23 protein-coding genes and 1 tRNA gene are annotated in these 22,410 nt (G+C 65.7%); 14 read left to right on the plus strand and 10 right to left on the minus strand.

Annotated elements, in window-relative coordinates; translation table 11 throughout:
- Positions 1–23: 23 nt before the first annotated feature.
- From LC083_RS07085 to LC083_RS07115, 7 genes are read right to left on the minus strand one after another with little or no spacing between them, the layout of a single operon-like run.
- The gene (locus LC083_RS07085; RefSeq protein ID WP_226699762.1) at positions 24–1,079 is read right to left on the minus strand and encodes a glycerophosphodiester phosphodiesterase family protein; all 1,056 of its coding nucleotides are present in this window, start codon (positions 1,077–1,079) and stop codon (positions 24–26) included.
- The gene (locus tag LC083_RS07090) at positions 1,076–2,002 is read right to left on the minus strand and encodes a bifunctional riboflavin kinase/FAD synthetase (protein ID WP_226699763.1); all 927 of its coding nucleotides are present in this window, start codon (positions 2,000–2,002) and stop codon (positions 1,076–1,078) included. Before LC083_RS07090 ends, LC083_RS07085 begins: the two co-directional genes overlap by 4 nt.
- Positions 1,999–2,478, minus strand: a complete 480-nt coding sequence (locus tag LC083_RS07095; protein ID WP_226699764.1) for a dihydrofolate reductase — start codon at positions 2,476–2,478, stop codon at positions 1,999–2,001. The genes LC083_RS07090 and LC083_RS07095 overlap by 4 nt, the downstream gene beginning before the upstream one ends.
- On the minus strand, positions 2,475–3,533 hold the full coding sequence (locus LC083_RS07100; RefSeq protein WP_226699765.1) for a 5-(carboxyamino)imidazole ribonucleotide synthase: 1,059 nt from the start codon (positions 3,531–3,533) through the stop codon (positions 2,475–2,477). The genes LC083_RS07095 and LC083_RS07100 overlap by 4 nt, the downstream gene beginning before the upstream one ends.
- Positions 3,533–4,015: a 5-(carboxyamino)imidazole ribonucleotide mutase gene (gene purE, locus LC083_RS07105; RefSeq protein WP_226699766.1), complete on the minus strand. Its 483-nt coding sequence runs from the start codon at positions 4,013–4,015 to the stop codon at positions 3,533–3,535. Before purE ends, LC083_RS07100 begins: the two co-directional genes overlap by 1 nt.
- Before the next feature lies 1 nt (position 4,016).
- Positions 4,017–4,703, minus strand: a complete 687-nt coding sequence (gene gpmA, locus LC083_RS07110; RefSeq protein WP_226699767.1) for a 2,3-diphosphoglycerate-dependent phosphoglycerate mutase — start codon at positions 4,701–4,703, stop codon at positions 4,017–4,019.
- 33 nt (positions 4,704–4,736) lie between these two features.
- Entirely contained in the window at positions 4,737–4,880 is a 144-nt protein-coding gene (locus LC083_RS07115; protein WP_170290017.1) for a hypothetical protein, read from the minus strand.
- Positions 4,881–4,992: 112 nt separating this feature from the next.
- On the opposite strand from LC083_RS07115, the gene LC083_RS07120 reads away from it, so the two are divergent.
- The 4 genes from LC083_RS07120 to LC083_RS07135 all read left to right on the plus strand — a co-directional run bounded on the left by LC083_RS07120 (position 4,993) and on the right by LC083_RS07135 (position 8,442).
- Positions 4,993–5,067 (plus strand) — tRNA-Thr (locus tag LC083_RS07120).
- Positions 5,068–5,243: 176 nt separating this feature from the next.
- Positions 5,244–6,413: an acyl-CoA dehydrogenase family protein gene (locus LC083_RS07125; RefSeq protein WP_226699768.1), complete on the plus strand. Its 1,170-nt coding sequence runs from the start codon at positions 5,244–5,246 to the stop codon at positions 6,411–6,413.
- A 32-nt stretch (positions 6,414–6,445) separates the two neighbouring features.
- Entirely contained in the window at positions 6,446–6,913 is a 468-nt protein-coding gene (locus tag LC083_RS07130) for a PH domain-containing protein (protein WP_226699769.1), read from the plus strand.
- On the plus strand, positions 6,913–8,442 hold the full coding sequence (locus LC083_RS07135) for a PH domain-containing protein (RefSeq protein ID WP_226699770.1): 1,530 nt from the start codon (positions 6,913–6,915) through the stop codon (positions 8,440–8,442). Before LC083_RS07130 ends, LC083_RS07135 begins: the two co-directional genes overlap by 1 nt.
- Here LC083_RS07135 and LC083_RS07140 read toward each other — a convergent pair.
- Positions 8,439–8,732: a GNAT family N-acetyltransferase gene (locus tag LC083_RS07140; RefSeq protein ID WP_226699771.1), complete on the minus strand. Its 294-nt coding sequence runs from the start codon at positions 8,730–8,732 to the stop codon at positions 8,439–8,441. The two genes, LC083_RS07135 and LC083_RS07140, sit on opposite strands and share 4 nt — an antisense overlap.
- A gap of 52 nt (positions 8,733–8,784) precedes the next feature.
- On the opposite strand from LC083_RS07140, the gene LC083_RS07145 reads away from it, so the two are divergent.
- Complete coding sequence (locus LC083_RS07145) at positions 8,785–9,789, plus strand: threonine aldolase family protein (protein WP_226699772.1); 1,005 nt, start codon at positions 8,785–8,787, stop codon at positions 9,787–9,789.
- Positions 9,786–10,727, plus strand: coding sequence for a DMT family transporter (locus LC083_RS07150; RefSeq protein WP_226699773.1), 942 nt, complete (start codon positions 9,786–9,788; stop codon positions 10,725–10,727). Before LC083_RS07145 ends, LC083_RS07150 begins: the two co-directional genes overlap by 4 nt.
- On the opposite strand, the gene LC083_RS07155 is transcribed toward LC083_RS07150, so the two are convergent.
- Both LC083_RS07155 and LC083_RS07160 read right to left on the minus strand, forming a co-directional pair.
- Positions 10,711–11,496 carry an SDR family NAD(P)-dependent oxidoreductase gene (locus tag LC083_RS07155; RefSeq protein WP_226699774.1) on the minus strand — a complete coding sequence of 262 codons (786 nt, stop codon included), beginning with the start codon at positions 11,494–11,496 and terminating at the stop codon, positions 10,711–10,713. The genes LC083_RS07150 and LC083_RS07155 overlap by 17 nt on opposite strands.
- Positions 11,493–12,737: a M48 family metallopeptidase gene (locus LC083_RS07160; RefSeq protein ID WP_226699775.1), complete on the minus strand. Its 1,245-nt coding sequence runs from the start codon at positions 12,735–12,737 to the stop codon at positions 11,493–11,495. The genes LC083_RS07155 and LC083_RS07160 overlap by 4 nt, the downstream gene beginning before the upstream one ends.
- Positions 12,738–12,886: 149 nt before the next feature.
- Between LC083_RS07160 and pepN the strand changes: the two genes are divergently transcribed.
- The 8 genes from pepN to LC083_RS07200 all read left to right on the plus strand — a co-directional run bounded on the left by pepN (position 12,887) and on the right by LC083_RS07200 (position 22,379).
- Entirely contained in the window at positions 12,887–15,538 is a 2,652-nt protein-coding gene (pepN, locus tag LC083_RS07165) for an aminopeptidase N (RefSeq protein WP_226699776.1), read from the plus strand.
- Positions 15,531–16,193, plus strand: a complete 663-nt coding sequence (gene pgeF, locus LC083_RS07170) for a peptidoglycan editing factor PgeF (RefSeq protein WP_226699777.1) — start codon at positions 15,531–15,533, stop codon at positions 16,191–16,193. The genes pepN and pgeF overlap by 8 nt, the downstream gene beginning before the upstream one ends.
- 216 nt (positions 16,194–16,409) lie before the next feature.
- Entirely contained in the window at positions 16,410–16,982 is a 573-nt protein-coding gene (gene petA / locus LC083_RS07175) for a ubiquinol-cytochrome c reductase iron-sulfur subunit (protein WP_160608694.1), read from the plus strand.
- A gap of 23 nt (positions 16,983–17,005) precedes the next feature.
- A complete protein-coding gene (locus LC083_RS07180) occupies positions 17,006–18,298 on the plus strand; it encodes a cytochrome b (protein ID WP_160608695.1) in 1,293 nt (430 codons plus the stop codon).
- Positions 18,299–18,322: 24 nt separating this feature from the next.
- Positions 18,323–19,174, plus strand: a complete 852-nt coding sequence (locus LC083_RS07185) for a cytochrome c1 (protein ID WP_226699778.1) — start codon at positions 18,323–18,325, stop codon at positions 19,172–19,174.
- 82 nt (positions 19,175–19,256) lie between these two features.
- Positions 19,257–19,793, plus strand: coding sequence for an adenine phosphoribosyltransferase (locus LC083_RS07190; protein WP_226699779.1), 537 nt, complete (start codon positions 19,257–19,259; stop codon positions 19,791–19,793).
- 94 nt (positions 19,794–19,887) lie between these two features.
- Positions 19,888–21,747 carry a cation:proton antiporter gene (locus LC083_RS07195; RefSeq protein ID WP_226699780.1) on the plus strand — a complete coding sequence of 620 codons (1,860 nt, stop codon included), beginning with the start codon at positions 19,888–19,890 and terminating at the stop codon, positions 21,745–21,747.
- Positions 21,744–22,379, plus strand: a complete 636-nt coding sequence (locus tag LC083_RS07200; protein WP_226699781.1) for an OmpA family protein — start codon at positions 21,744–21,746, stop codon at positions 22,377–22,379. The genes LC083_RS07195 and LC083_RS07200 overlap by 4 nt, the downstream gene beginning before the upstream one ends.
- The last annotated feature ends 31 nt before the right edge of the window (positions 22,380–22,410 follow it).

Below are 22,410 nucleotides of genomic sequence, written 5' to 3' on the forward strand. Positions count from 1 at the left end.
GATTTGCGCCGCGCGATAAAGCGTCAATCGCGGTTCCTTGCCCGTCGCTGCTTGAGTGCTGCCTCGCTCGCTTCCCATTCCTCCACCGTGCGATCGTCGAAGCTCGGGTAGAGCGCAGGTGCGATGGTGAAGGCATCCTCCACCCAGACGTAGCCGTTGAAGCTGTCGGGGATCTCGGTCAGCTGTTCGGGCAGGGTAAGGCCGCGGAGGCGGTTCTTGCCGATGGGGCCGATCACGATGACCCGCCCGCCATGGGCTTCCATCCGCGCGATCAGGCGGTTGGGCCAGCCCGGAAAGGCCCATTGGTAGTTGAGCGGCACGAATAACGTCTCGCCCCGGCAGCTCTGCGGCAGGTAGCCGGTCCAGCCATAGGCGACATAGTCTTTCGAGCACTGCTTTGCGCGCTCCTGGCTCCACGCCCAGGCATCGGGATAGAATTCACGGATGCGGTCGATCGGGCCCGGATGGCCGTAGAAGCCGTCGCCGGCCTTCACGGGATCGCGCCCCGCCTTGCGCAGTTCAAGGGCGACCAGATCGGCTTCGGCCGGGTCCTTCGACTTGAAGTTGACCATCAGGCGCCCGCGCGGCGGCAGGGCGGCGAGGACTTCGGCGAAAGTGGGCATCGCGCCCTTGAACTTGCCGCGAAACGGATGGGTCTTGCCGCCGTCGGCGGTGTAGCCATGGCCGATGTCGAGTGCCTTCAGTTCGGCCAGCGTCGCATCGCGCACTTCGCCCGTGCCTTCGGTCCGGCAATCGAGCGTCCAGTCGTGGAAGACGACCAGCTCGTCCTCCTTCGTGGGCGCTATGTCGACTTCGACCAGCCACGCGCCCAGCTTCTGTGCGCGCAGCATGCTCTCGATCGTGTTCTCGAGATAGGGATGATAGGGCTCGAAGATCCGGTCTGCCGTGCAGGTGTCGCGCCCCACGCCTGCCTTGTCGTACAACTGGTAGAGCCCTCGATGGGCAATCAGCTTCGGCGCGCCGACGGGGTCGGGGGCCAGCCAGCTCGCATTGACTAGGCTGAGGACCAGCAGGGCAAGCGCGAAGGCGAGGCCGCCCCGCTTGAGGTATTTCCTCATCCGAGCAGGGCCTTCGCCCTCTCGCAGTCCTTGTCCATCTGCGCGACCAGTTCATCCAGGCTGTCGAACTTCGCCTCGCCGCGCAGGAAGTGGTGGAAAGCCACCTCGATTTCCTGCCCATAAAGGTCGCCGGAGAAGTCGAAGAAATAGGGTTCGAGCAATTCCTTGGGCGGTTCGAACTGCGGGCGCACGCCGATATTGGCAGCGCCCTTCAGCACCTCGCCGGTCGACAGGATGCGGCCCGTTACGGCGTAGATGCCGTATTTCGGGCGCAGGTAATGCTCGATCGACAGGTTCGCGGTGGGATAGCCGATCGTCCGCCCGCGCTTGTCGCCGTGCTCGACCACGCCGCGGATCGAGAAGGGGCGGGTGAGCAGGCGCGCGGCTTCCTGCGGGTCGCCATCACGCAAGGCGTCGCGCACACGGCTGGAGGATACGGGTGCGCCCTTGTCCAGGACGGCCGCTACCGCGCGGGCCTCGATACCGACTTCGCGGCCCAGCGTTTCGAGCACTTCGCGGTTGCCCCCGCGGCCCTTGCCGAAGGTGAAATCCTCGCCCGTCACCACGCCTGAGGCGCCGAGGTGTTCGGCCAGCAGGACTTTCACGAAATCCTCCGCCGTGGTGCCGGCAAGCTCCCCGTCGAAGTGGAACACCAGCATCGCGGTGGCCCCGGCGGCGAGGTAGAGCTCCTGCCGCTGTTCCAGCGTGGTCAGGCGAAAGGGCGGGGCATCGGGCCGGAAATGACGCACCGGATGCGGGTCGAACGTGGCGATGATCGAGGGGCGACCTTCTGCACGCGCCCAGTCGATCGCCTCCTGCGCCACGGCCTGATGGCCGAGGTGGAAACCGTCGAAATTGCCGAGCGCGATGATCGCACCGCGCAAGGACTGCGGCAGGGCCTCGCGGTGGTCGAGGAACCTCATTCGCCGGCCCTCCGGTACGTCAGGAAAGAGTAGGCAGGCGTTTCGCCCTCCGCCGCGAAATCCTCGCGTGCCGACAGGTCCCAGTCGGGGCCGAGCGGGGGCATGAAGACGTCGCCCTCGAAATTGCGATGGATCTCGGTCAGCTCGACGCGGGCCGAGTGCGGCAGGAAGACGTCGAAGATCGCCGCGCCGCCGATAACAGCCGCGTCCTCGCCTGCAGCGGCAATCGCTTCCTCGACCGAACGGACCACTTCCGCACCGGTCGAATCCCAGCGCTCGCGCCGGGTGAGGACGATATGGCGGCGGCCCGGCAAGAGGCCGGGCAGGCTCTCGAAGGTCTTGCGGCCCATGATCATCGGCCTGCCCATCGTCAGCGCCTTGAAGCGCTTCAGATCGGCGGGCAGGTGCCACGGCAGCTGGCCGCCCTTGCCGATCGCGCCATTGGCGGCGCGGGCATAGATACAGAACAGGCTCATGCGCGGGTCAGGCGGGTCAGATGGCCCATCTTGCGCCCTTCGCGCACCTCGGCCTTGCCGTAATCGTGGACGTGGCAATCGGGCTCGGCGAGGAAGGCATGTGCGCCCTCGATCTCCTTGCCGATGATGTTCCGCATCTCGATGCCCTCGGCGACCGTGCGCGTGTCGCCGAGCGGCAGGCCGGCGACGGCGCGGATGTGGTTCTCGAACTGGCTCGTCGCCGCGCCCTCGATGGTCCAGTGGCCGGAATTGTGCACGCGCGGCGCCATCTCGTTGAAGATCGGCCCTTCGCGCGTGGCGAAGAATTCGAGCGTCAGCACGCCGACATAGCCAAGCGCGTCGGCAACCTCTCCGGCAAGGCGGCGGGCTTCGGCCACATGCGGTTCGACGATATCGCCGGCAGGCAGCAGCGAGGCGGCAAGGATGCCGTCCTGGTGGACGTTACGGGCGCTGTCCCAGAAGCGGATCTCGCCGTCCTGCCCCCGCACGAGGATGACGGAGAATTCCGCGTCGAACTCGACGAAGCCTTCGTAGATCGCGGGCACGTCGGGCAGCTTGAGCCCTGCGGCATCGCGTCCCGACATGATGCGCCACTGGCCCTTGCCGTCATAGCCGTCGCGGCGGGTCTTGAGGATGCCGGGCGCGCCGAGCCGGTCGGCGGCAGCTTCGAGGTCGGATGGCGAATCGACCTTGGCATAAGCCGCCGGTCGCCCGCCGAGGCCTTCGACGAAGCGCTTCTCGTTCAACCGGTCCTGCGCGGTTTCGAGCGCGCGCGGATCGGGGAAGATGCGGCCAGCGGGAATGGCGCGTGCGGTTTCGACCGGCACGTTCTCGAATTCCCAGGTCACCACGTCGCAGCGGGCGGCGAAAGCGGCCAGCGCGGCCTTGTCGTCCCAGCGGTTGGTGAAGAAATCCTCGCACAGCTCGCCCGCAACATTGTCGCCTTCGGGGGCATAGCCGATGCACTTGTAACCGAGCTGGGTGGCGGCTGCTGCCATCATCCGGCCAAGCTGGCCCCCGCCGAGGATGCCGATGGTGGAGCCGCGTTTCAGCATCAGTCGTGCGGTCGCTCGGTCACGGCGGCGCTGCGTGCTGCGCGCCAGTCCTTGAGGCGGGACTTCAATCCCTCGTCGTGGCTGGCAAGGATCGCGGCGGCGAGCAGGCCCGCATTGGTCGCACCCGCCTCGCCGATGGCCAGCGTGCCGACGGGGATGCCGGCGGGCATCTGCACGATCGAGAGCAGGCTGTCCTCGCCCGAGAGGGCACGCGACTGGACCGGAACGCCGAGCACGGGGACATGGGTCAGGGCAGCGATCATGCCGGGCAGGTGCGCAGCGCCCCCGGCGCCGGCAATGATGACTTCGAAGCCGGCCGCTTCCGCGCCCTTGGCGAAATCGTACATGCGGTCGGGCGTGCGGTGGGCGGAGACGATCCGCACATCGGTTTCGACCCCCAGTTCTTCCAGCACCTGCGCGGCGCAGGTCATGGTCGTCCAGTCCGACTGGCTCCCCATGACGATTGCGACCTTTGCCCCCATATCAGCTGTCCTTCAGGTAATAGCGGTCCCCGACGACCGTGGTGCCGTCGAAGTCGTAGACGATCGGCTGGCCGGTCGGGATCTCCAGTTCGGTGATCTCGTCATCGGAAATGTTCGACAGGTGCTTCACCAGCGCGCGCAGCGAATTGCCGTGGGCGGAGATGATCACGTTCTCGCCCTTGGCCAGCTGCGGCAGGATCGCCTCTTCCCAATAGGGCAGCACGCGCTCGATCGTCAGCTTGAGGCTTTCGGTGCGCGGCACGTCGATCCCGGCGTAACGCGGATCGTCCGACAGGTCGAATTCGCTGCCCGGCTCGAGTTCGGGCGGGGGCACGTCGAAGCTGCGGCGCCAGATGTGCACCTGTTCGTCGCCGTGGCGTTCGCGGGTCTGCTGCTTGTCGAGACCGGTGAGGCCGCCATAGTGGCGCTCGTTGAGATGCCAGTCGCGCGTCACCGGGATCCACAGCCGGTCGCAGGCTTCGAGCGCGAGGTTCATGGTCTTGATCGCGCGCTTCTGCACGGAAGTGAAGGCGACCGTCGGCAGCACGCCCTTGGCTTTCATCAGCTCGCCCGCAGCGCGCGCCTCGGCCTCGCCCTTCTCGGTGAGGTCGACGTCCCACCAGCCGGTGAAGCGGTTGGCGAGGTTCCACTCGCTCTGGCCGTGGCGAACGAGGATCAGCTTGGACATGAAAGCTCCCGATTTCCCTAGGAGCACTGCGCGTTAGCGGTCCGCGTCCGGCTTGGAAACCCCGTCTGCGTCCGATTCGCGCATTTCGCGTCCCTGCGCCTTGCGGCGACGCAGGTTCTCGCGAAGTTTCGCGGCGAGGCGTTCCTCGCGGGTCATCTTTTCGTCTGCAGCGCTCATCGCGCAACCTTTTGCGAAAATCGCCTGCCTCCGCAAGCGAAGGTTGACTTTCCTGCCGGTCCTGCCAATAGCGCGCGCCTCCACCCCGCAAGGCGTCTTGCGGCGGACCAGTGCTGCTGTAGCTCAGTGGTAGAGCGCACCCTTGGTAAGGGTGAGGCCGGGAGTTCAATCCTCCCCAGCAGCACCATTTTTTTGAAAAAATGGTTTCCTATCTGCGCACCGACATCCTTCGGTGCGTCCTCGCTCTGCGTGCAGCAAGCTGCACCCGCTGCGGGCGGGCGGTTGCCCTTTGACTGTCGTGCCCAAGAACCGGGTTGCGTATAGCCACCTATCGCGGCACTCCCTATCGCAAGGGAGAATTTCATGGATTTCCGCCTGACCGAACAGCAGCGCGAACTGCAGGATGCGGCGCGCACGTTTGCGCGCAAGGAATTGCCCGACCTGGCGCGGGAGATGGAGGAGAAGGATTTCTCCGTCCCGGCAGACATGGTGCGCCGCTATGGCGAGATGGGCTTCCTCGGCGTCAACCTGCCGGAGGAATACGGCGGCCTCGGCCTCGGCCATCTCGAGGCGCTGCTGGTGCTCGAACAGTTTGCGATGATTTCGAACGCAGTCGCCTTTCCCGTGTTCGAGGCGCTGGTCGGTCCGGTGCGTACGGTGGAGCGCTTCGCCTCGGATGCGTTGAAGGCGCAGATCGTGCCGCAGGTCGTCTCGGGCGAGGCGACGGTCGCGGTGTCCATGTCGGAACCCGATGCCGGTACCGCGCTGACCGATCTGACGACGCGCGCGCAGGACGCGGGCGACCACTACGTTCTCGACGGCAACAAGCGCTGGACCAGCGGCGCGGGCCATGCCCGCTATTATGTCGTCTACACGCGCCTGTCGGACGAGCCTGGCGCACGCGGCATCGGTGCGCTGCTGGTGGACAAGGAAATGGAGGGCGTCGGCTTCGGCAAGCGGGAGAACCTGATGGGCTTCCGCGGCATCGAGACGCGCGACATCATCTTCGCCGGCGTGCGGGTGCCCAAGGAAAACCGGATCGTACCCGCCGGCGGCTTCGGCAAGCTGATGAGCGCTTTCGGCCTCGAACGCTGCGGCAATGCCACCCAGTCGCTGGGACTTGCGGCCGGCGCGCTGGAGCAGGCGACCGAATACGTCCAGGAACGCAAGGCCTTCGGAAAGCCCATCGTCGATTTCCAGGCGGTCCAGATGCGGCTTGCCGAAATGGCCATGCAGGTCGAGGCGGCGCGGCTGCTGATCTACCGCGCCGCCGCCAATGCCGAGCACTATGAGGGCGGCCTGCCGAGCGTCTATGAAAGTTCCACTGCCAAATGCTTTGCCAACGAGATCGTGCGCAGCGTGACGGCCAACGGCATGCAGGTCATGGGCGGCTACGGCTACCACAAGGACTACGGCATGGAGCAGCGCGTGCGCGACGGTTTCGCCTGGGGCATCGCCGGCGGGACGACCGATGTGCAGAAGACCAATATCGCTGCGGCGATCGTCGGGCGAAGGTTCGATCAAAGGCGTTGATAGGCAACGCTGTATTGCATAGATAGAACGGTATGGACGATACCGCAGACCTCACCCAGCTCGACCCGCGCTACAAGACGATGATGCGTCTCGTCGCGGCGATATTTGCCGCTTTCCTGTTCGTCGCGGCGAGCATTGCCGAAATGGCGATACCTGGCTGGACGGGCATCGTCTGGGTCCCGGCGCTGCTGGTCATCCTCTACGTCGTTATCTGGCTGCCGATGCGGCGTTTTGCGGCGCGCGGCTATTCACTCGCCGAGGAACGGTTGCGGGTAGTGCGCGGCGTACTGTTCCGGTCGGACACGGTCGTGCCCTTCGGCCGGGTCCAGCATATCGATGTCGACCAGGGACCGCTCGAACGCGCCTTTCAGCTCGCAACGCTGACCGTGCACACGGCCGGCAGTCACAATGCCTCCGTATCGCTTCCCGGCCTCGCGCACGAAGACGCCGTCGCCATGCGCGAAGAGATTCGCGCGGCCATCCGGCGCGACACGCGGTAATGCAGCCAGTGCAGTCCCCGCAGCGTACCGATCCGCGCAGTTTCGCCGTGCGCGCGGTAATGATGCTGTTCCAGCTCGTCGTTCCGATGGGTATCGCGGCCGTGACGATATTCGACGAGGGCGAATTCGCCGGGCGGATCGCCTATGCCGTGCCCTTCATCGTCGCGATCATCCTGTTCAACGTGGCGGTCGCCTACCTGCAATGGACGCGGCTGACCTATACGGTGGGCGAGGCCGATATCCGCGTCGAAAGCGGCCTGTTGTCGCGCGCCGCGCGCTCGGTCCCCTACGAACGCATCCAGGACGTGAGCCTCGAACAGAAGCTCCTGCCGCGCCTCTTCGGCCTCGTCGAAGTGAAGTTCGAAACGGGTGCGGGCGGCAAGGAAGACCTCGCGCTGACCTATCTGTCCGAAGCCGAAGGGGAGCGCCTGCGCGAACTGGTGCGCGAACGCCGCGAGGGCGATGCGCCTGCCATGGCAGATACCGTTCCCGCCAAAGCCCCGCCGGAAGCCGCGCCGCTGTTCGCGATGGACGGCAAGCGCGTCCTGACCTTTGGCCTGTTCGAATTCTCGCTCGCCGTAGTGGCGGTGATCGGTGGTCTTGCGCAGCAGTTCGAATTCCTCCTGCCGTTCGACCTGTGGGACATCGACGGCTGGCAGGAGAGGTTGGCCGGGCCGGGCCAGTGGCTCGCAGGGCTGGGCCCGCTGGCACAGGTGGTCGGCATCGTCATGGCGCTCGCCAGCCTCTCGCTGATCGGCTTTGCGACCGGCATCGTCCGCACGGCGCTGCGTGAATGGGACTTCCGGCTCGACCGCACGGCCAAGGGCCTGCGCCGCCGCCGCGGCCTGCTCACCCGCACCGACCTCGTCATGCCCGTGCACCGCGTCCAGGCATTGCGGGTCGAGACGGGTTTCCTGCGCCGCCTGTTCGGCTGGCACAGCCTCAAGGTCGTCAGCCTCGCGAGCGATAGCGGCGCGGCCAATCACGAAGCGGTGCCGTTCGGCCAGATGGACGAAATCGCACCGGTGGTCGCCGAAACCGGCTTCGCCCTGCCGCCGCAGGACACAGGCTGGATGCGCGCGATGGACCGCTATCGCTTCGACAAGATCGTGCTCGCCGCAATCGTACTGCTGCCGGCCACCATCGCTGCCATTTTCATCGCCGACTCGGTCCAGTGGCTGATCCCTGCCGGAGTGCTCGGTGCAGCCGTGGTGCACAACTGGTGGCGCTGGCGCCATGACCGGCACGCGATCGATGCCCGCCAGATCTACAGCCTGCACGGCTGGTTCTCTCCCAGCCTCGCCATCGGTTCGCGGGTGAAGCTGCAGTCGGTCGAAATCCTGCAGGGCCCGATCGCACGCCGCCGCGGCTATGCCAGCCTTCTGCTGGGTCTGGCGGGCGGCAATCTGCGCGTTCATGGAATGCCTGTCGAACGCGCACGCGAATGGCGCGCCGGCATTCTCGACAGCATCGGTAGGACCGATTTTTCAGAACTGGTCGAAGCGCAGGTGGATGCCCGCGCGGCCTAGGCGCGCAAGTCCGACAGCTCCGCATGGCGGCGGAAATAGGTGTCGACATAGGAACAGTCGGGCGCGATCCGGAAACCCTGCTCGCGCGCATCGGCGATCATCGCCTTTACCAGCTTTTCGGCAATACCCTTGCCCCGCGCCGCGGTCGGCACGAAAGTATGCGTCGCATGGCGCACCTTGCCATCCCCGCGCCAGGTCAGTTCGGCATCGCGCGGTGCGCCTTCGACCGCGGCGAAATAACGGCCTGCGGTTTCGCTGCCCTCGTGTTCGATGGTGATCGTATCGCTCACAAAATATCCTTTCTGTGCAAGCAACGCCGTGCGCGCTAGTGGCGTTCCTGACATGAGCCAGGCCCTCTTTCTTTCCGACAATGCCGCGCGCGTCCATCCCAGGGTATGGGCGGCCATGCAGGCGGCCGATGCGCCCGATTCGCCGTATGATGGCGATGCCGTCAGCGCGGCGCTGGACGAGAGGTTTTCCGCCCTGTTCGGCCGCGAGTGTGCCGCGCTCTGGGTGGCGACGGGCACGGCGGCAAACTGCCTTGCGCTTGCCACCATGGTCCAGCCGCATGGCGGCGTGGTCTGCCACGAGGAAGCGCATATCGAGGTGGACGAAGGCGGCGCGCCCGGCTTCTATCTGCACGGTGCCAAGCTGCTGCTGGGGCAGGGCGAGGGTGCCAAATTGACCCCCGATGCAATCCGCGCCGTGATCGACCCGATCCGCGATGACGTCCACCAGGTCCAGCCCCATGCGATCTCGATCACGCAGGCGAGCGAATATGGCCGCAGCTACCGGCCGGACGAGCTCGCGCAGATTTCCGCGCTGGCACGCGAACGCGGGCTGGGGCTCCACATGGACGGTGCGCGCTTCGGCAATGCGGCGGCCTTCCTCGGACTTCCCGCCGCAGAGGTGTCAGGCGATGTCGATGCGCTGAGCTTCGGCTTCGTCAAGAACGGCGGCATGAGCGCGGAAGCGATCGTCTTCTTCGACGCCTCGCTGGCCGATGTCGCTCGCTATCGCCGCAAGCGCGCGGGCCATTTGCAGAGCAAGGGCCGCTACTTGGCAGCCCAGATCCACGCCATGCTGGAGGGCGATCTGTGGCTCGCCAATGCCCGCGCAGCCAATCATGCGGCGCAGGAAATAGCCGGTGCCTGCAGCGACCGGCTGATGCACCCGGTCGAGGCGAACGAGCTGTTCGTGAACTGCACTGCCGCCGAGCGCGAGGTGCTGCGCGGTCAGGGATTCGCTTTCTACGACTGGGGCGATGGCGCGGCCCGCTTCGTCACTGCCTGGAATACGCGCGAGGAAGACGCCCGCGCGCTGGCGACAGCGATCGCCGCTCTATGAGCGCAGCGTCCGGCGACGAGAGCCTGCTCTCCCCGCGCAATCTCGCGGCCTTCCTGCTCGTCAGCGTGATCTGGGGCGGAACATGGCTGGTCATCCGCGACCAGATTTCTTCCGTGCCGCCAAGCTGGTCGATCGCCTACCGCTTCATCGTCGCGGCTGCGGGGATGTTCATCCTCGCCAGGATGCGCGGCGAGCCGCTGGCCCTGCCGCGCGAAGGCTGGGTCTGGGTGCTGGCGCTGGGCCTGTTCCAGTTCTCGCTCAATTTCAGCTTCGTCTACAATGCGGAACACTACATCACCTCCGGCCTCGTGGCGGTGATGTTCGCACTGCTGGTCGTGCCCAATGCCGTGCTCGGCCGCTTCGTATTGGGCCAGCCGATCCGGCGCGAGTTCGTGATCGGATCGGGCATCGCGGCGGTCGGCGTCGCCATGCTGTTCGCGCATGAATACCGCGCGTCCCCGGCAACGCTCGGCGAAGTGCTGCTCGGCGCGGCGCTGACGCTGGGCGGGATATTGTCAGCCAGCGTCGCCAATATCGTGCAGGCGACCGAGGGGGCGAAACGCATCCCGCTGCTCACGCTGCTCGCCTGGGCAATGCTGTGCGGCGTGGCGATCAATTCGATTTTCGCGCTGGTGACTCAGGGCCCGCCGCAATTCGACCCGCGGCCCGAATATGCCCTCGGCATCCTTTATCTTGGCCTCATGGGATCGGTCGTCACCTTCCCGCTCTATTACGGCCTCGTGCGCAAGGTCGGGGCAGGGCAGGCAGCCTACAGTTCGGTCGTGGTGCCGGTGGTGGCGATGATCCTCTCGACCCTGTTCGAAGGGTTCCAGTGGGACTGGCTGCCGGCCGCCGGAGCCGCGATCACGCTCGCCGGCATGGTCGTCGCCATGCGCACCCGCGCCGCGCCGCCGCGCCGCGCTACTCCCGAGCCCTGATCGCCGCCAGCCCTTCGCGGTAGGTCGGGTAGAGCGGCTCCCAGCCAAGCGCCCGCTTCGCCTTGCCGTTCGCCACGCGCCGGTTCTCCGCATAGAAGCCGCGCGCCATGGGCGAGAGATCAGCCTCTTCCATCGATAGCAGCGGTGGCGGCTCCAGCCCGAGCAAACGGCAAGCCTCCTCGATCACGGCGTTCTGGCTGGTCGGCAAATCGTCGGAAAGGTTGTAGGCGCCCTCTGGCGCATCGCTCTCGATTGCCGTGACCACGCCCGTAACGATATCGTCGACATGCACACGGCTGAAGACTTGCTCCGGCAAGTCGATCCGGTGCGCCTTTCCCGCACGCACACGGTCTAGCGCGCTGCGTCCCGGACCATAGATGCCGGGCAGGCGGAACACGCGGGCACCCAGCCGGAGCCAGCGGGAATCGCATTCCGCACGGGCGGTGCGACGGCCGGTTCCGACAGGCGCACTCTCGTCAACCCAGGCCCCCTGTGCATCGCCATAGACGCCGGTCGAAGACAGGTAGCCGAGCCATTTGTCCTCCAGCACTTCGCCGAAACCATCGAGCACCGGATCGCTTTCCTCTGCCGGCGGGACGGAACTCAGCACATGGCTGGCATCATCGAGCGCGGCGAGAACGCCTTGGCGGTCGGCGAAATCGAGATCGCCCGCGCTGCCGGTGGCCCGCACCTCCCAGCCGCGCCCGCGCAGCGCATCGGCGATGCGCGAGGCGGTGTAGCCAAGGCCGAAGATGAGAAGGCGGCTCATTCGGCGTCGAGATAGCCTTCCTCGGGAACGACGACTTGCGGATCGGCCACATTGTCGGCCTTCCACTGCATCGCCATCCGCACGCGGGTCGCCCCGCTCGGGTGGTCGAAGAACAGCATTTCCTCGATCGGGCCCGGTTCGATCTTGCGATATTCGGACAGGCGCATGGCGACCTTGGCGAAACCGTCCGGCTCCTGCGCCGCATCGAGCCCGAAGGCATCCGCCCCGCTCTCCGCCCAGCGGACGAGCGAATTGGTCGCCGGGGTCATCACCAGCATCCACGCGGAAAACAGGATCGTCAGGACCGGCAGCGAAGCGGGATCGGTGATGTCGCGCACATCCCATTTCTGGCCGTGCCGCGCGATCAGCCTGGGTGCGACGCGGCTGATCGTGAACAGCCCGGCGCCGAAGATCGCGAGGTAGATGCCGACGATCCACCAGACGTGGTCGAGCTTGTAGTGACCCATCTCGTGGCCCATCACTGCTAGGATTTCTTCCTCGCTGGTGCGTTCGAGCAGGTTGTCGTTGAGCGAGATGCGGATCGTCGGGCCGAGGCCGGAGACGTTGGCCGAGATGCGCTTGTGCTGTTTCGACTGGTCGAACACGTAAATGTGTTCGGCCGGGATGTCGTACTTCGCGGCCACCGCCTCGATCCGGTCGCGCAGCGGGCCCTGTTCCATTTCCTCGTAGGTGTTGAACAGCGGCGAAACGAACACCGGTGCCAGCACCATGCCGACCAGCATGAACACCCCGATGACGCCGGTCGCCCAGAGCCACCAGCTCTTCGGCGCGCGCCGGATCAGCGCGTAGATCGCTATGATCAGGAGCGGCGCGATGACGAGTTCGATGGCGAGCCCCATCAGCTGTTCACCTGCCCATGTGCCGAAATCCTGCGACATCAGGCCGTACTGCTTCTCGCGGAAGAACTCCGTGTAGATAGTCCAGGGGAGCAGCAAGATCGGCGCCACGATCGAGTAGAGCAGGGCGGTAATGCCGGTGACAACCCAGCGGCGCTTGCTCACCCGCTCGCCGATGTTGCGGAAGGCTGCCGCCAAGCGGAAGCGCAGCAGCAGCCAGTCGGCCAGGATGCTGGCCAGTGCGCCCCACAGGATCAGCCAGTAGCCCCCTTCGAAATAGGCGTCCGACTGTGCGCGGGCCGGGCCCTGCAAGGTATCGAGATAGGCGCGCGTTGCGGTTTCGACATCGAAACCGCCCGCTGCCGTCGCAAGCAGGTCCAGCATGGCAAATTCCCTCCTGCGCGCTGGCTGCGGGAGAGCGGCGAATCTGTCAATCGCACTGCGCTTGCGGTCCGACGAGTGAACGCAAGCCCTCGACGGGCGTTGGTTTGGGTGACACAGAGCACCCGACCCCAGCATTTATCAGGAAAACCATGGATATCGCCCGCACCCCCTCGAACCCCGACGGCAATATCGAGATGGCCGATGCCGCGATGCAGCCGCACGATCCGCCCGAGATCCGGCGCGAGGATTACCGGCCCTTCGCGTGGCTCGTCCCCGAGACCCGGCTGGATTTCGAACTCGGCCTCGACTGCACGCGCGTCCGCTCGCGCCTGACGGTGGTGCGCAATGCAAAGGCGGACAAGTCGCCCACCATTCGCCTGAACGGCGACGGCATCACGGCGACCAGCGTCAAGGTCGATGGCGAGCCGACCAGCGCCTTCACCATGGACGGCGACGATATGGTGCTGACCCTGCCGGGCGATGCGCACGAGATCGCGATCGAGACCGAGATCGATCCGGCATCCAACTCGCAGCTGATGGGTCTCTATGCCTCGAACGGCATGCTTTGCACCCAGTGCGAATCCGAAGGCTTCCGCCGCATAACTTTCTTCCCCGACCGGCCCGACGTGCTGTCGACCTACACCGTCCGCATGAGCGGGCCGAAGGCGCAGTTCCCGATCCTCCTGTGCAACGGCAACCGCGTGGCGACCGGAGAAGAGGGCGGTGACCACTGGGCCGAATGGCACGATCCCTGGCCCAAGCCGTCCTATCTCTTCGCGTTGGTGGCAGGCGACCTCGTCGCCAACTCCGACAGCTTCACCACCATGAACGGCCGCAAGGTCGAACTGAACGTGTGGGTGCGCGAAGGCGATCTCGAACGCACGCAGCACGCCATGGACAGCCTCAAGCGCTCGATGAAATGGGACGAGGAAGCCTTCGGGCGCGAATACGACCTCGACCTGTTCAACATCGTCGCGGTGAGCGATTTCAACATGGGGGCGATGGAGAACAAGGGCCTCAACGTCTTCAACACGAAATACGTGCTGGCCGACCCCGACACCGCGACGGACGGCGATTTCGATGCCGTCGAAGGCGTGATCGGGCACGAGTATTTCCACAACTGGTCGGGCAACCGCATCACTTGCCGCGACTGGTTCCAGCTCTCGCTCAAGGAGGGCTTCACGGTCTTGCGCGACCAGCTGTTCAGCCAGGACATGGGCTCTGCCCCGGTCAAGCGGATCGAGGACGTGCGCATCCTGCGCAGCGCCCAGTTCCCCGAGGACAGCGGCCCGCTGGCGCACCCCATCCGGCCCGACAGCTATCGCGAGATCAGCAATTTCTACACTGCGACGGTTTACAACAAGGGCGCCGAGGTCATTCGCATGATGCGCACCATGGCGGGCGAGGAACGGTTCCGTCAGGGCACCGACCTCTATTTCGACCGCCACGACGGCGAGGCCGCGACCTGCGAGGATTTCGTCAAGTCGATCGAGGACGGCGCGGGTCTCGACCTCACGCAGTTCCGCCTGTGGTATTCGCAGGCCGGCACGCCGAAAGTGACCGTCGACCTGTCGCACGAAGGCGACGAGGCGGTGCTGAAACTCGGCCAGACCGTGCCGGAGACGCCCGGTCAGCCGCTCAAGCAGCCCATGCCCATCCCGCTCACCCTTGCCCTGTTCGACCGGGCCAGCGGAAAGCATTCGGGCGAACAGCTGGTCGTGCTGGACAAGGCGAGCGCCGAATACCGCTTCAAGGGCTTTGCCGAAAAGCCGGTGCTCTCGATCAACCGCGGCTTCTCCGCGCCAGTCACGGTGGAGCGGAGCATTGCGCGCGAGGAGCTCGTGTTCCTCGCCGCGCGCGACGACGATCCCTTCGCCCGCTACGAGGCGATGCAGGACCTTATGGTCGGTCACCTTGTCGCCGCGGTCGGCGGGACGCTTTCGGACCATGAGCGCAAGGGCGGGCGCGCGGATATCGCCGAGGCGATGCGCGCGATCCTTACCGACGCCAAGCTCGACGATCTGATGCGCGGCGAACTGATGACCATGCCGAGCCAGACCTACATCGCCGAGCAGATGGACGTGGCCGACCCGGGCCGCATCCATGCCGAGCGCGAGGCGCTTAAGGCGGAACTGGGCAGCAGGCTGTCGGCAGAAATGCACGCGCTCTACGATCGCGCGGAGAAGATCCCCTTCTCGCTCGAAGCGGAGGCCAAGGGCGCGCGCAAGGTCAAGACGCTGGTGCTGGCCTATGCCGCGGCGAGCGATCCTGAGAAGGCTGCCGAGCTGGCCGCCTACCAATACGAGCGCGCCGACAACATGACCGACCGGCAGGGCGCGCTGATGGTGCTGACCGGCCTCGAAGGGGTGGAGCGGACGAACAAACTGCTCGATTTCTACAACCGCTATCGCGGGAATGCGCTGGTGGTCGACAAGTGGTTCGCGCTGCAGGCTTCCTCGCTGCACCCCGACGTGGTGGAGCACGTGAAGGCGCTGGCTGGCCATCCCGATTTCACCCTGCGCAATCCCAACCGCGTGCGCTCGCTCTACATGGCCTTTGCCGCCAATCCGCACGGGTTCCATGCCGCCGACGGCGAGGGCTATCGCATGATCGGCGACCTGATCCTCGCGCTCGACCCGATCAATGCCCAGACCGCGGCGCGTTTCGTGCCGCCGCTCGGCCGCTGGCGCAGGATCGAACCGGGCCGCGCAGCGATGATGCGCGAGCAGCTGGAACGGATCGCGGAAGCGCCCAAGCTGTCGCGCGATACCTTCGAGCAGGTGACCCGCTCCCTTGGTTGAGATCGTCCGCTCCCCGCTGCTCGAAGGGCTGCCGCATGGCTTCTCGACGCGCGGCGGGCTGACCTCCGAGGATGTCCTGCCCGGCGCGCCCCTGTGCAAGCTGGTGCAAATCCACTCCGCCGACGCGATCAAGTTGCGCGAATTGCCGAGCGAGCCGCGCGAAGGCGATGCGCTGGTGACGGACAGGCCGGGCCTCCTGCTGGGCATTGTCACGGCCGATTGTGCGCCGGTCCTCTTTGCCGACCGCGAGGCCGGCGTGGTCGGCGCGGCGCATGCCGGCTGGCGCGGCGCGCACGGCGGCGTGCTGGAGAACACCATCGAGGCTATGGAATCGCTCGGCGCTTCGGCATCCCGGATCGAGGCTGCCATCGGGCCGACCATCGCGCAGGCCAGCTACGAGGTGGACAGCGGCTTCCGCGACCAGTTCGCGGCGGACGACGGGCGATTCTTTGAAAGCGGGCAGGGAGATCGCCTGCAATTCGACCTGCCCGCCTACGTCGCGCACCGGCTCGGCAAGGCAGGCGTCGGGCGAATCGACGATCTCGCGCTCGACACCTATGCCGAGCCTGCGCGGTTTTATTCCTATCGCCGCGCCACGCACCGACAGGAGCCCACCGAGGGGCGCCAGCTCAGCGTTATCGGGCTTCGTGGATAGTTGCATGTTTGCGAACGCCCGTCGCCAAAATGGCGGTTGGCAAGGAGGCGCAATAAGGCTAGAGGCCCGGACCAAACCGGGACACCGGGGGCTTTCGCGCAGGCTTTTTCGGCACGCCGAAGCTGCACCGGAATCTCCGGCAAACGGATCGCAATTCTTTTGGTCGAACGCCCGTCCTGGGCGTGTGACATGTAAGGCAGGCAAGGCAACGCGCTGATGGCAGACACGACTGCAACCGCTTCCAACGAAACAGTGACCACGACCGAGGACGGTATCCGCCGTCGCGACTTCCTCGACGTGGCAGCAATCGGCGCAGCCGGCGTCGGCGGCCTCGCGGTCGTCTACCCGCTGGTGAGTCAGATGGCGCCCTCCAAGGACGTCCTTGCTGCCAGCACGACCGAAGTCGACGTTTCGGCGATCCAGCCGGGTCAGGCCATCAAGGCCGTGTTCCGCAAGCAGCCGCTGTTCGTGCGCCGCCTCACTCCGGCGGAAGTCGCCGAAGCCAACTCGGCCCCGCTGTCGGCGATGCGCGACCCGCAGACGCTGGAAGAGCGGACCAAGGAAGGCCACAACGACATGCTCGTCACCATGGGCGTTTGCACCCACCTCGGCTGTGTGCCGCTGGGCGCCGCCGAAGGCGAGGTGAAGGGCGAATTCGGCGGCTATTTCTGCCCCTGCCACGGTTCGCACTACGATACGGCCGGCCGCATCCGTAAAGGCCCGGCACCGACCAACCTCGAAGTGCCGGAATACGAGTTCACCTCGGACACGGTCATCCAGGTCGGCTGAGCTAAGAGACGAGAGACAAGATCATGAGCTTTCCCTGGGCACGCGAATACCAGCCGAGCAACGGCTTCACCCGCTTCCTCGACGAGAAGCTGCCGCTTCCGCGCCTCGTCTATAACGCTGTCGGTGCCGGCTACCCGGTTCCGCGCAACCTGTCCTATTTCTGGAACTTCGGCGTGCTCGCCGGTGTGTTCCTCATGGTGCAGATCGTCACCGGCATCGTGCTCGCCATGCACTATGCGGCGAACGCGCAGGTCGCCTTCGCGACGACCGAGCACATCATGCGCAACGTCAACTGGGGCTGGCTGATGCGCTATGCGCACGCCAACGGCGCCAGCTTCTTCTTCATCGTCGTCTACATCCACATCTTCCGCGGCCTCTTCTACTCCTCGTACAAGGCCCCGCGCGAGATGATCTGGCTGCTGGGCGTCGTGATCTTCCTGCTCATGATGGCGACCGCCTTCATGGGTTACGTCCTTCCCTGGGGCCAGATGAGCTTCTGGGGCGCGAAGGTCATCACCGGCCTGTTCGGCGCGATCCCGCTGGTCGGCGAGCCGATCCAGATCTGGCTGCTCGGCGGCTTCGCCCCCGATAACGCTGCGCTTAACCGCTTCTTCTCGTTGCACTTCCTGCTGCCCTTCGTGATCCTCGGCGTGGTGATCCTGCACATCTGGGCGCTGCACATCCCGGGTTCGTCGAACCCGACCGGCGTCGAAGTGAAGAGCGAAAGCGACACCGTTCCCTTCCACCCGTATTACACGGCGAAGGACGGCTTCGGCCTCGGCATCGCCCTGCTGGCCTATTTCGCGCTGGTCTTCTTCCTGCCCAACGCGCTCGGCCACCCGGACAACTACATTGAGGCGAACCCGCTCTCGACCCCGGCGCACATCGTTCCGGAATGGTACTTCTGGCCGTTCTACGCGATCCTGCGTGCTTTCACGGTGGACTTCATCCTGCCGGCGAAGCTGTGGGGCGTGATCGCCATGTTCAGCGCCATCCTGCTGTGGTTCTTCCTGCCCTGGCTCGACAAGTCGCCGGTGCGCAGCGGCCACTACCGCCCGATGTTCCGCAAGTTCTTCTGGTTCGGCCTGATCCCGGCGATGATCGTCCTGTTCATCTGCGGCGGCGCTCCGGCTGAAGAGCCCTACGTGATGCTCAGCCAGATCGCCACGGCGTACTACTTCCTGCACTTCCTGGTGATCCTGCCGATCGTCAGCAGCGTGGAGAAGCCCGAACCGCTGCCCTACTCGATCACCGAAGCGGTGCTGGGTTCGGACAAGAAGGCCGTGCTCGGCGAAAACACGACGCCGGCCGTCTAAGCGATACGAGAAAGATACCAGGTCATGACCAAACTCCTCAGCGTCCGCCTCGTCGCCATTCTCGTCGGCCTCGGCTTCGCCTTCGTTGCTCTCTTCGCCTTCGTGATCGGCGCCTATAACGCCGCGACCGAAGAAGCGCAGGGACACCTGCCCTATGCCAAGCCGGTGGACGTCGACTATTCGTTCGACGGTCCCTTCGGCACCTGGGACAAGGCGCAGCTGCAGCGCGGCCTCAAGGTCTACAGCGAAGTCTGTGCCGCCTGCCACAGCCTCAAGTTCGTTGCCTTCCGTAACCTCGAGGACCTGGGCTATTCCGAAGGCCAGGTGAAGGCATTCGCCGCTTCGAAGCAGGTCCCGGGCATCGACCCGCAGACCGGTGAAGCCAACATGCGTCCGGGCCTGCCGACCGATTACTTCCCGTCGCCCTACCCGAATGCGGTTGCCGCTGCGGCTGCCAACGGCAACGCGATCCCGCCGGATCTCTCGCTGATCACCAAGGCACGCGGCGACGGCACGAACTACGTCGCCTCGCTGCTCCAGGGTTACCAGGAGCCGAGCGCGGAACTGCTGGCAGAACATCCCGAAGCGGCTCCGTCGCCGGGTCTCCACCACAACATCTATTTCCCGAACCTCAACCTCGCCATGGCCCCGCCGCTGACCACTGCTGGCCAGGTCACTTATGACGACGGTACCGAGGCGACGGTGAAGCAGATGTCGGAAGACGTCGCTGCTTTCCTCACCTGGACGGCAGAACCGACGCTGGTGAAGCGCAAGCAGACCGGTTGGCCGGTCCTGATCTTCCTGCTGTTCGCGACCATCCTCGCCTACATGTCGAAGAAGCAGATCTGGGCTGCGGTGAAGCCGCGGAAAGACTGATCCCCGCTTCGATCACGATAACAGGGCGCCCCTCCATCCCAGCGATGCGAGGGGCGCTCTGCATTTCAGGAGTAGCGTTTCGATGACCCCGGCCGAGCTCAAGGCACTCGTGCGGACCGTTCCGGACTTTCCCAAGTCCGGCATCCAGTTCCGCGACATCACCACGCTGATCGGGCATGGAGAAGGCTTCCGGGCCAGCGTGGACTGGCTGGTCGAACGGGTTTCCGAATCCGGCGCGCAGGCGATCGCCGGCATGGAAGCGCGCGGGTTCATTTTCGGCGCAGCGAGTGCGGCCGCGCTCGGCCTCCCCTTCATCCCGATCCGCAAGCCGGGCAAGCTGCCGATCGCGACCATCGGTGTCGACTACGCACTGGAATACGGCGCCGACCGGCTGGAGATGGACCCGACCTCGGTCGCGGCAGGCCAGCAGGTCGCGATCGTCGACGACCTGCTCGCCACCGGCGGCACCGCCTGCGCGGCGGCAGAGCTTCTCCGCAAGGCCGGGGCGAGCGTGCCCGTGGCGGCGTTCGTAATCGACCTGCCGGATCTCGGCGGGGCGAAGCGTCTAGAAGCCACCGGTGTCCAGGTGCGCTCGCTGATGGAATTCGAAGGCGACTAGCCGGAAGTCCCGCGAAAACTTGGATATATCGGGCGTTTCGGGCATTGAGGCTGCGTGACGTGCCGCGGGGGCGTCGGCAGTCAGTGCGAGGGGCATGGAACAGACACTTGTCATAGCCTTGGTGGGCATCCTCGGGATCGGCGCGCAATGGCTTGCGTGGCGGACCGGGTGGCCTGCCATCGTCCTGATGCTTGCAGCCGGCTTCCTTGCAGGACCGGTGCTGGGCGTGTTCGACCCCGAACACGCGTTCGGCGAATTGCTCGAACCCATGGTGGCCGTCGGCGTTGCGCTGATCCTGTTCGAAGGCGGGCTGAGCCTCGATTTCCGCGAGCTTCGCCATACGGGCAGCGCGGTCATGCGCCTCGCAACCGTTGGCGTGGTGCTGGGCTGGCTGTTCGGCTCGCTGGCGGGCATCTACATCGCCGGCCTTGCGCCCGAAGTGGCAATCCTGTTCGGCGGCATCCTTGTCGTGACCGGCCCGACCGTCGTGATCCCGCTGCTGCGGCAAAGCTCGGTCAAGTCGCGCCCCGCCTCGATCCTGAAATGGGAAGCGATCGTCAACGATCCGACCGGCGCATTGTGCGCGGTCATTGCCTTCGAATATTTCCGCAAGGTCGCCGAACAGCCGAACGCCACGCTGTTCGAAGTCGTTCCGCCACTCATCATTGCCGCCATCATTGCCGGTATCATCGGCTATGTCGCCGCGCTCGCCATCGCCTGGTCCTTCCCGCGCGGTGCGGTACCCGAATATCTCAAGGTCCCGGTGCTGCTGACCGCAGTGATCGGCGTCTTCGTGATTTCGAACCTGATCGAGCACGAGGCGGGCCTCGTCGCAGTGACCGTGATGGGCGTTGCGCTGGCCAACATGCATGTCTCCAGCCTGCGCTCGATCCATCCGTTCAAGGAAAACATCGCCATCCTGCTGGTGTCGGGCATCTTCATCCTCCTGTCGGCCTCGCTCAGTTTCGAGGACATCAGGCTGATCAACTGGCCCATCGTTGCCTTCCTGCTCGCCCTGCTGTTCGTGGTGCGACCGGCCACCATCCTCCTCAGCCTGCTGGGCACGAATATCCCGTGGAACGAGCGCCTGTTCCTCTCGTGGATCGCCCCGCGCGGCATCGTGCTGGTCGCCATCTCGGGCCTGTTCGCGCTGCGGCTTGCCGAACCACCGCTCGCCTTCAAGGACGCCAACCTGCTCATCGGCCTCAGCTTTGCCGTGGTCGTCGTGACCATCGTGGCGCACGGCTTCACCGTGAACCCCGTCGCCAGGCTGCTCAACGTGAAGGGCGCCACCCGGCCCGGCATCCTGATCGTCGGCAGCACGCCCTGGACCATCGCGTTGGCAGAGCAGGTGCGCGACATGAAGGCGCCGGTCATCATCGTCGATGCCAGCTGGCAGCGCCTTGCACTCGCACGGCAGAAGGGCATCCCCTTCTACCACGGCGAAATTCTCAACGAGGCGACCGAGCACAACCTCGAGCTCGCGCCCTACCAGAACCTCGTCGCGGCGACCGAGAACGAGGCCTACAACGCGCTCGTCTGCAATGAATTCGCCTTCGAGATCGGGCGCGACAAGGTTTTCCAGCTGGGCGAGGCGGCGCAGAGCGACGACCGCCACTCGCTGCCCGAGAGCCTGCGCGGGCGCGCCCTGTTCGAATCCGGCTTCGGCGTGGAGGACGTGTCCGAGCGCCAGCGCCAGGGCTGGGTCTTCCGCAAGACCAAGCTGTCGGACGAGTTCGATTTCGAGGATGCGCGCGAGCGCCTGCCGGACGCCGCCAACATGCTGCTGCTGATCCGCCGCGACGGCACCATCCGCTTCTTCACGCACGCCGCACGGCCCGAACCGCGCGCGGGCGACACGATCCTGAGCTTCCTCCCGCCGCAACCCCGCACCGCGGAAGACAATGCGGCCCGCCGGAAGCCGGGCAAGAAACAGGGAACCCAGACAGCATGACCCGCCAACCGAGGACATGGATCCCCACCATCGCGCTGGCCGTGGCAGTCGCAGGGCTTTCGGCCTGTGGCAGCGGTGACGCGCCCGATCCGGAAACGACGCCCACCGACGGTCCGCGCTCCATCTTCGACAAGGAGGGGGCAGGCCCCAAGGGTTCGGATGCCCCCGAAGCCGTGCTGCCGCCGCTCGTCACCACGCTGGGTTTTCCCGACGGGACGGCGGAACTGACCGAAGCGGCGCTGGCGGAACTGGCGACGGTGCTCGATTCCCCGCAGATGGACCAGGGCGGCCGCATCGTGCTGCGCGGCCATTCCGATTCGGGCGGGACGGATGCAGCGAACCTTGCCGCATCGCTCAAGCGGGCCGAGGCGGTGCAGGCTTTCCTCGTCGAGAACGGCGTCGCCGAAAGCCGGATCAAGGTCATCGCCTTCGGCGAACAGAACCCGATGGAGCCCAATGCGCTGCCCGATGGCCAGCCCAACGAAGTCGGGCGCGCTGCCAATCGCAGGGTGGAAATCACCATCGAGACCACCAGATTGGAACAGGAAGACGCGCGCGAGCCGACGCTGATCGAGACGATCACCAAGGAGCAGGAAGAAGCGCGCGCGCAATCCGAAGTCGCAGGCGAATGACCTGTTGACGGCAGGTATGTCCCGGTGGCAT

The sequence above is a fragment of the Qipengyuania gaetbuli genome, assembly GCF_020524765.1.
GTDB classification, from domain to species: Bacteria; Pseudomonadota; Alphaproteobacteria; order Sphingomonadales; family Sphingomonadaceae; genus Qipengyuania; species Qipengyuania gaetbuli_A.